We start from the raw sequence: 8,763 nt of genomic DNA, 5'->3' as shown, positions 1-8,763 counted from the left end.
GGGTCAAACGACGTTATCATCGGGTCCAAAGCGCCTTTCGTCTCACTCTCTTTTTTTGTGGCTGACGTACATGAGAATGATTAAATTTCACTCATGTAAATGGTAAGGAATATTGAAAAATGGGGGAATTCTTATATACTAGATTAAGTGTTGTAAAAAAACATCCCAGTAGGGGCTGAGATTGTAAATTAGAAATAAATATAGAAAGCGAGTGTTATTATGGCACAGCAAGAAGCTTCACAGCAGAAGCTAGAGCGAGGCCTATCTAGTCGTCACGTTGAAATGATCGCGCTTGGTGGAACAATCGGAACTGGATTGTTCTTAGGAGCGGGACATTCAATTAGCACAGCAGGGCCTGCCATTTTGCTTGTATACATTATTACAGGACTCTTTATGTTCTGGATGATGCGTGCGCTAGGAGAGTTACTTTTGACTGATCCGGACAAGCCAACCTTTGTCGGGTTCGTGGAAAAGTATCTTGGTAAAAAAGCGGGATTCGTCATTGGTTGGACGTATTGGATCGGTTGGATTACGATTGCCATGGCTGAGTTAACGGCCGTGGGAACGTATATGAAGTTCTGGTTCCCAGGTATTCCGGTTTGGATTTGGGAAATCATCTTCCTGGTTGCGCTTTATGGCATCAACGTCATCGCAGTTTCGGCGTTTGGTGAGACCGAATTCTGGTTTTCAATGATTAAAATCGTTGCGATTGTGGCGATGATTGTTGCTGGAATTATTATGATTGTGACGCATGCGAAAACGTCAGCCGGCGTGACAAGCTTGTCGAACTTGTGGCAACACGGTGTCATTGCACATCACGGGCACAAGTTGCTAGCGGCCTTCCAAATGGTATTCTTCGCCTTTTTGGGAATTGAATTCGTTGGTATGACAGCCGCTGAAGCAAAGGATCCGTTGACAACGATTCCAAAGTCAATCAATTCAATTATTATTCGAATCTTGATTTTCTACGTAGGTGCCTTAGTTGCAATTATGAGTATCCAACCTTGGACGAACTACAGTGCAAGTGAATCACCATTCGTGCAAGTGTTCTCAGGTATCGGGATTACGGCGGCAGCCGGCATTATTAACTTCGTCGTGTTGACTGCGGCAGCCTCGTCATTGAATAGTTCATTGTTTACGACGGGTCGGATGTTGTTCTCGTTATCAAATGGTAAGGGCTATGTTGGTAAGTTGAACCGCCGTTACATTCCACGTAACGCCATCAACGTGTCAGCTGTCTTGATTGCCTTGGCTGTCTTGGTGAACGTATTCTTCCCATCAAATGCTTTCGATTTGGTGACATCAGTGGCCTCAGCAGCCTTCGTGGTTATCTACGGCGTGTTGGTGTTTGCTCACTTGCGTTACCGCCAATCAGCTGATTTTAAGAATGGTGAGAAGCGCTTCCTAATGCCTGGTGCACCATTTACGGATTACCTAACGTTAGCATTCTTGTTTGGTATCTTTATGATTTTGTTGTTCACGAAATCAACGATGCCCACAACGCTCCTGGCACTAGCTTGGTTTGTCATTATGATTGCCCTTAGTCGCCGAGTTAAAGATTAAAATAGTGTATGATAAAAGGTAGATGCAGATATGCAGCTACCTTTTTTATTATGCCTAGAGAAATGAGTGGACTGATATGACAGACAAGTTTATTGATCGCGATTATAAGAAAATTGAAGCTGAGACGGCTTACATTAAGCAACAATGGCACGATATTGCTTACATGGATGGTGAGCGCCACACGCTTGATGTGTACTTGCCTAATGAAGGACAAGGGCCTTTCCCGGTAATTGTTGATATTTATGGTGGCGGTTTGATTTTCGGTGACAAGAGTTCACATAAATTGGAACCGGCTTTGCGTTTGCTGGATAAGGGTTATGCCGTTGTTAGTGTGGACTATTCGTTAATTCATCAAAAGGATTTCCCATTCCAAATTTATGAAATTAAGGCAGCCTTGCGCTTCTTGCGTGCGCATGCAGATGAATATCAATTGGACATGAATCGTGTTGCGTTGATGGGTGAATCTTCAGGTGCCCACTTGGCCGTGATGACCGGCGTAACAGCGTCAGTTGACGCGTTGCAAAACCCATTTATGGGTGATAACAATAATCAACCAGAGACGGTTAATGCCATTATTGCGATGTATGGGCCATACGAATTTGATCAATTTGTTGACCAATTCAATGAGAGTGGCGTTACGCCTAAGTATGCTGAAACGGGTACGGCTGAGTCGTTCGAGGGACAAATGTTTAATCAACAAGCACCCAAAGACGTTCCACAACGTGTGAAGATGTACAGTCCTAAGATGTACTTCAACGCAGAGATGCCACCTATTTTGGCATTTGCAGGAACGGCTGATGCTGTGGTACCTTATCAACAGACAGTAAATATGATTAACGGAGCCCGTGAGTTTGTTTCTGAAGACAAGGCAGTGTTGCATTTAGTTGAGGGAACAGGACACGGACCGGCAGACTACATGTCGCCAGAATTCACCGATGAAAAGGCAGCGTTTTTGGCGAAGTGGCTCTGATTAAGGGGATACTATGATAGGGGCTTTTGGTAAGTCGTTTTTTCGAGCAACACCAAAACAATTACTGGTGCAATTGCTAATTGATATTGTTTGGTTTATTATTTTTCGACCAACAGATCCATTTTCAAAGTGGGTCTTTATCGCAATTTTGCCCGGCATTGATTTAATTTCAGCTTTGGGGAGCTTTTGGAATTACGTCAAAGATAATCGACAACAATGAAAAACGGTCTGGATGTTTCATGTGAAACATTCAGACCGTTTTTCTGTGTAACCAACTTGGCAAACCAAAATACATAATCATTGACCCGCCCTGGGCAACCTTGCGATACTTAATCAAAAGGACAGTTAGGGGGATGCTTATGCGTAGATTTTTGGTTGATCTCGCGTTACTGAAGAAACAATTTCAGGTGCCGGCGCTCCAGACGTATTTGAGCCGGGCTAATCTCAATATGGTCGGGCCAACGATTACATACTATACATTATTATCGTTGGTGCCGGTTTTGATGAGTGTGGGAGCCATCGCCGGGCTGGTCGGCATTAATGCCCAGGAACTCAATAGTATGTTGCGGGAACAATTGCCTAAAAACATCATGTCGATTCTTGGACCGATTATTACATCGGTCCTAAGTGGTGGTGTGGGAATTTTGTCATTCTCAATCGTGATCACGATTTGGGGTGCTAGTTCAGTGTTGGCGGTTATTCGTAAAGCGTTTAATGCGGTTCATGATGTGCCAGAACGGGTTAGTGGTATGCTAACTCGGGTCTTTAGTTTTCTATGGTTGATGGTCATTTTGTTAACGGCCGGCGTACTGATGGGTGCAAGTGCGATGATGCCAGCAATTATTGCGGCATTGCCGTTTGATATGCCATGGTTAGATACATTGGCCAAGCAGAGCTGGTTGTTTGCGCTATTTGGGCTCTGGGTATTGATGTGTGTGTTCAACTTCGCATTGCCGGCTAAACGGTTACCTTGGAAGGCGCTTGTGGCCGGTTCTGGGATTGAAGTTTTACTTCTCTTAGCGTTGAATGCCGGTTTTAGCTTTTATGCACAATTTGCCGTTAAGAGCGTAGGATTTTATCAATCGCTGGGGTCATTGTTGGTATTGATGGTTTATCTTAATTTGGTCGGGACCATTATGGTTGTCGCACAAATTTTAATTGCTTGGTTTGCAGATTTATTTGCTGCGCACGGCACCCGGTATGCCTATGTACCCGAGCAGGCGAAAGGGGTGGCGGCTAAACGGCGGTCACCACTTAGCCAGCGTCAAATTACCAAGCATCAACCGCGTTCACGTCGTTAAGACGACCGAGATAGTTAAGGTGAGGTGAATTGGCAAGGCCATTTGGATTGGTGCCGGGTTCACCATTTGGCACGGGTAACCCCAAGTCGGCATAGTAATCCAGCCAGCCGGGTAAGATGCTATTGTTGGGGCCAAATGTCATCGGCGCTTCGGTGAAAATTTGGGCTGGTTGAAAGGCGTTCATAATATATTCAGAGCAGTAATAGCCAGGCCGGGATTTAATAAAGGACCAGTTATAGGGTTGGCCGAGCATTGCTTTGGCATTTTGTAAAATTGCTGGCCAGGGTGCGTTGCTGATTGTTGGTCGGTAAACATCGGCGACGCCAGTTTGGCGGTTCAAAAACGTCGCCAAAGGTTCGCGGGTACTGCCAGTTTCGGGTGACGCGTGGAGCACGAAGAGTGTGGCTGTCGTTTTCTCGACAAGCCCGATATGGGTGTAGTCAACAGCGGTCTCGCGATGTGTGCTCGCTGCGATGCGTTGAGAGAAGTCGTCGGTGTCTGTGACACCAACAAAAATTAAATCACCGGTTTGTAATTGCATAGGTAATGACCTTTCTGAAGATACAATAAATCCCCCAGTGCATGCGCTGGGGGATTTATTAATTAATTAGCTTCAATTGCAACAGCGTCGGCAGCTTTCTTAGCCGCCCATTGCTTGTCGAATTCGGCCAAAAGTGCGCGAACTTCGTCAGTCGTGTTGGTATCCATTAGGGCAACACGCAAATCTGAAGCGTACGCAAAGTTACGGACGTAAATCTTGAAGAAACGCTTCAACTTTTGGAAGTTCATTGGCCCAAATTCAGCCGTGAACTCATCGTACAAATCCAATTGCAAACGGAGCAATTCAAGGGTTTGATCCAACGTGTGATCAGCAGGCATGATTTCAAAGGCAAATGGGTTTTCGAAAACACCACGACCAATCATGACACCATCGACACCAGGGTGTTGGCGAACCAATTCCAGCCCTTCTTGACGAGTCTTAACATCACCGTTGATTTGCAACAATGTGTCTGGTGCAATTTCATCACGCATCTTAACGATTTCATCGATGTACTCGTAGTGAGCAGGCACCTTTGACATTTCCTTACGTGTACGTAAGTGAACCGTCAAAACTTGAATATCTTGCTTCAAAAGGAATGGAATCCACTCGCGGAATGTTTCCAAATCATTGAAGCCCAAACGCGTCTTAACAGAAACGGGCAAGCCTGCCGTCTTGGCAGCTTGAATCACTTCTTGTGCTGACTCGTAGTGACGAATCAAATCTGATCCGCCTCCGTTCTTAATAACTGTTGAATCCGGACAACCCATGTTCAAATCAATGGCATTGTATCCACGATCACGCAATTCAAGGGATGACTTTTCGAAGTCTTCACCACGGTTTCCCCAGATTTGCACAACTGGCACCTTTTCGCTCTTATCAACGTGTAGGCGACCTTGTACAGTAAACTTAGCTTTTGGGTGTGTAATACTACGGGCGTTAGTGAACTCCGTGTAGTAAACATCAGGCGCAGCGGCTTTATCAACAACGCGACGGAAAACAGTATCCGTTACGGCTTCCATTGGGGCAAGTGAGAAGAATGGGGTCTTCTCAATCCCGGCCGCCTTAGGGTGCTGTTGTGCTTCGTCGACAACGCCTTGCCAGTAAGCTGACTTTGCTTTAACCATGTCAAAATTCCTTTCTTTAACCTTATATTTTCATTCGTGCGGCTCGATCTTCCGCAAATCCAAACTGGGACAATAACATATTAAAGGGTTTTGAGTTGCCTTTCAAGGTGTTTACCAAATGAAAGTGGTAATTCCCCCTTAAAGCCAGTAGACTAGTAACAAAGATGGGGGAGGATTTAAACATGATTACAATTAGACCAGCAACAGTGGCTGATACAGCAACCATTGTGTACTTAGAAATGACGATTATTGACCAAATGGAAATTCCAATGGTAGCCAAGTTAGGACGCGATAATATCGAACAATTATTGCATGATAGTGCCTTGGCTGATGACACGGCCCGCTATTCGCATACGCACGCAACGGTCGCTGAATTAGGTGGGGCTATTGTGGGGGTGGCGTTTGGCTATCCGTCAGCTAGCGAGCCACATTTGGATTTAACGATGCAACGATTGTTAGCGGAACGGTTTGGTGAATTAGCAGAACTGTTCCCAGATGTTGAGACGTTGCCCGATGAGTGGTATCTCGACTCAATTTCAGTCGCTGAATCAGCACGCGGTAAAGGTGTCGGCACACAATTGCTGGCGGCTTTGCCAGAAGTGGTGGTAGCACAAGGTGAAACGGTCATTGGCTTAAATGTTGATGATGGTAATCCAAAGGCGCGCGTATTGTATGAACGTGAAGGGTTTGTCGCAGTGGGCGAACTAATGATTGGTGCGCATCACTATACACATATGCAGCGTGACTTGAGCTAAGTTAACGCTTTAGGGGTGAAAGGTATGACAAAATATGTAGATTGGGTCAGCTTATTATTCATGCTGATTTATGCCGTGTCGGATGCGATTGTTTTTCGCACAGATTCATTTTGGCCAGGTGCTATTAAGTCACTGATTGTGGCAGCGGTATTAACAGCTATTATTCGGTTCGTTGTGAAGAAAATATATCAGCACAAACGATAAAAGAGGCGTACACTGGATAGCAGAGTTTATTTAGTGGGAGACGTCATTAATTATGGCCATAAAACGACAAATGATTGCTGGTATCTTGTTGACACTAGCTGTCGCGCTTGTTGCAAAATTCGTATCACCTTGGTTACCAACGTTGGGCGCTGAAGCCTTGGCGATGGTGCTAGGGATTATATTAGGAAATACTGTTTTTGCCCAGCAACGGTGGGGTGCCGGTGTGAAGTGGGCTGAAAAATATCCAATTGAAATTGGTATCGCTGCCTTGGGGCTAAATGTCACGTTACAGAACATTGAATCATTAGGTTGGACGGGCATCATTTTTATTTTGTTGCAAATGTTGGCCACAATTTTAGTGGTGATGTGGCTGGGCGGTCGCGTCTTTAAGGTCGCACCACAAACGGCCATGTTAATGGGTGCGGGAAATGCGGTGTGCGGTTCAAGTGCAATCGCATCAGTTGCGCCGGCAGTCGGCGCAACTGATGATCAACGGCGTACGTCTGTTGCGACGGTTTCGTTAGCCGGCGTGGTGCTCTTGTTCGTTTTGCCGATTATTGGTCCGGCAGTCTTTCCACATAACGACTTGCTGGTGAGTGCCCTAATTGGTGGTACTGTACAATCGGTTGGTCAGGTATCAGGAACGGCCTCATTGGTTGGTGGCGACGTGGTGACATACGCACCAATTTTTAAAATGTTGCGTGTCATTATGTTGTCAGTTGTCGTGATTTTGATGGCGCGCCATGCCTCAAAGCTGACGCCAATTGAAGCGACTGCGCCCAAAACAAGTGTTAAGATCCCATGGTTTGTGATGGTGTTCGTGGTATTGATGCTGGTGAATTCATTTATCAGTTTGCCTCACGTCCTGACAGGAACGGCTCACGAAATTACAAGCTTCTTCGGTATTGTCAACTTGGCGGGAATCGGCTTGAATTTGAAGTGGCAGACCATTAAGCAGTCAGGGATGAAATTCTTGGGCTATGGTTTAGTGACCATTATTTTCCAGGTTGTGTTGGCTATTGTCCTCATTACGGTATTAATGAAATAAGCGACTAAGAATGTCTAGCATGCAGGTGCTAGGCGTTTTTTGGTTGCATATTAAAGTGCAACCGATAGTTGCTGGTTAAAAATATACGATTCGGGTATGGTGGATATATATTATTGACTGTGGAGGCCGGTTATGGAAATTGGGCATAATATTCAACAACGTCGTGAGGACAAAGGCATGTCGCAGCAAGATTTAGCCGATTATTTGGGTATCTCGCGACAGTCTATTTCAAAGTGGGAGAATGGATCGGCGTTGCCAAGTTTCAAAAATGTTCTGGCTTTGAGCGACCTTTTCGTGGTGTCGTTAGATGAGTTAGTAAAGGGGGATGAAGCGTTGATTGAAAAGTTTGAATCAGGCGAAAGTACAAAGATTACACCAGCTAATATTATTGTCTTTACGACACTCGTATTGGGCGTAGTCACATACATTATTGAAAAAATTTGGCTGCATATTAAGGTAGGAACGATCGATAATGATGTCGAGCTACTGAGACTGGTTGCATTTATTTCAGTGATGATTACTGCTAACTGGCGGGATATCAATAAGTTATTTGCTAAAAATAGGCCGTTTTTCTGGGCCATGCTAGCCTTTGTGGTTATTTTAGGCGTGCCATATCTAACCGATTCTATTCAAGGATTTATCGATGGCTTTATGGCTGGTGCGCACGCTAACTAAAGATGAGTTAATCACAAAAACAACACTTTTTTGTACTATTCTGTGAACTTTTTGCGTACACTAATTGGGTTCGCCATACACTAGTATTCGGCGACTAAGAGAAGAGTACAAAGAGAGGGATTTAGATAATGACGATGACAGTTCATACGCAGGCGTTCATGCTGGAATTTGGTAATATTTTGGTGAAGTCAGGTATTCGACCTGATGTGGCAGGCCAAGTGGTAGCCAAGTTGCATGCTTACGAGGCTGAATCAGGGGCCTATCCAAATGGTCACCCCTACCCAACACCAACGATGTATAACTTTGGTGGGCAAACGGCGGCAACGTTTGCGCAAGGGTTGGTGATGTTAGCGAACATCGAAAAGCGAACGGGTAACTTAAAGCGTATCTACGGTATCGGTCATGCTGAATTCCAACGATTTATTAGTTTGACGCAAACGCTCCATGATCACTTGTTAAAACAGTCGGTGGCGCAAGTTTGGGCACTAAATGCGACTGAGTTTAGCAAGTTGACGGGCATTGCGATGCGCAGTCATCAATCATATAAGCGTGCCGTAGAACATTATCTAATGGATAATGTGG

General features: G+C 45.1%; 11 protein-coding genes. 9 read left to right on the top strand and 2 right to left on the bottom strand.

Annotated elements, in window-relative coordinates; translation table 11 throughout:
* The first annotated feature begins 219 nt into the window (after positions 1–219).
* The 4 genes from WEIDD23_RS06790 (at position 220) to WEIDD23_RS06775 (ending at position 3,834) form a co-directional block, all read left to right on the top strand.
* A complete protein-coding gene (locus WEIDD23_RS06790; protein ID WP_010373181.1) occupies positions 220–1,563 on the top strand; it encodes an amino acid permease in 1,344 nt (447 codons plus the stop codon).
* A gap of 76 nt (positions 1,564–1,639) precedes the next feature.
* A complete protein-coding gene (locus tag WEIDD23_RS06785) occupies positions 1,640–2,533 on the top strand; it encodes an alpha/beta hydrolase (RefSeq protein ID WP_010373178.1) in 894 nt (297 codons plus the stop codon).
* Positions 2,534–2,546: 13 nt separating this feature from the next.
* On the top strand, positions 2,547–2,753 hold the full coding sequence (locus tag WEIDD23_RS06780; RefSeq protein ID WP_010373175.1) for a hypothetical protein: 207 nt from the start codon (positions 2,547–2,549) through the stop codon (positions 2,751–2,753).
* A 139-nt stretch (positions 2,754–2,892) separates the two neighbouring features.
* On the top strand, positions 2,893–3,834 hold the full coding sequence (locus tag WEIDD23_RS06775; RefSeq protein WP_062358860.1) for a YihY/virulence factor BrkB family protein: 942 nt from the start codon (positions 2,893–2,895) through the stop codon (positions 3,832–3,834).
* Here the strand turns inward: WEIDD23_RS06775 and WEIDD23_RS06770 are convergent.
* Positions 3,803–4,375 carry a YiiX/YebB-like N1pC/P60 family cysteine hydrolase gene (locus WEIDD23_RS06770; RefSeq protein ID WP_010373169.1) on the bottom strand — a complete coding sequence of 191 codons (573 nt, stop codon included), beginning with the start codon at positions 4,373–4,375 and terminating at the stop codon, positions 3,803–3,805. The two genes, WEIDD23_RS06775 and WEIDD23_RS06770, sit on opposite strands and share 32 nt — an antisense overlap.
* Before the next feature lie 62 nt (positions 4,376–4,437).
* Positions 4,438–5,499 carry a tRNA dihydrouridine synthase gene (locus WEIDD23_RS06765; protein ID WP_010373166.1) on the bottom strand — a complete coding sequence of 354 codons (1,062 nt, stop codon included), beginning with the start codon at positions 5,497–5,499 and terminating at the stop codon, positions 4,438–4,440.
* Positions 5,500–5,681: 182 nt separating this feature from the next.
* On the opposite strand from WEIDD23_RS06765, the gene WEIDD23_RS06760 reads away from it, so the two are divergent.
* From WEIDD23_RS06760 to WEIDD23_RS06740, 5 genes are all read left to right on the top strand, one after another.
* The gene (locus tag WEIDD23_RS06760) at positions 5,682–6,254 is read left to right on the top strand and encodes a GNAT family N-acetyltransferase (protein WP_010373164.1); all 573 of its coding nucleotides are present in this window, start codon (positions 5,682–5,684) and stop codon (positions 6,252–6,254) included.
* Positions 6,255–6,278: 24 nt separating this feature from the next.
* Positions 6,279–6,458 (top strand): hypothetical protein, encoded by a 180-nt coding sequence (locus WEIDD23_RS06755; protein WP_010373161.1) that lies wholly within the window; start codon positions 6,279–6,281, stop codon positions 6,456–6,458.
* A 52-nt stretch (positions 6,459–6,510) separates the two neighbouring features.
* Positions 6,511–7,506: a YeiH family protein gene (locus WEIDD23_RS06750; protein WP_010373158.1), complete on the top strand. Its 996-nt coding sequence runs from the start codon at positions 6,511–6,513 to the stop codon at positions 7,504–7,506.
* A 132-nt stretch (positions 7,507–7,638) separates the two neighbouring features.
* Entirely contained in the window at positions 7,639–8,181 is a 543-nt protein-coding gene (locus tag WEIDD23_RS06745; protein WP_010373155.1) for a helix-turn-helix domain-containing protein, read from the top strand.
* Positions 8,182–8,309: 128 nt separating this feature from the next.
* Positions 8,310–8,763, top strand: a 454-nt coding sequence (locus tag WEIDD23_RS06740; protein WP_197458832.1) for a hypothetical protein, incomplete at its 3' end; no start/stop codon positions are given.

The sequence above is a fragment of the Weissella sp. DD23 genome (assembly GCF_001579105.1).
GTDB lineage: Bacteria > Bacillota > Bacilli > Lactobacillales > Lactobacillaceae > Weissella > Weissella cibaria.
The sequence above is the reverse complement of the archived record's forward strand: the minus strand, read 5'-3'. Positions and strand labels throughout refer to the sequence as shown.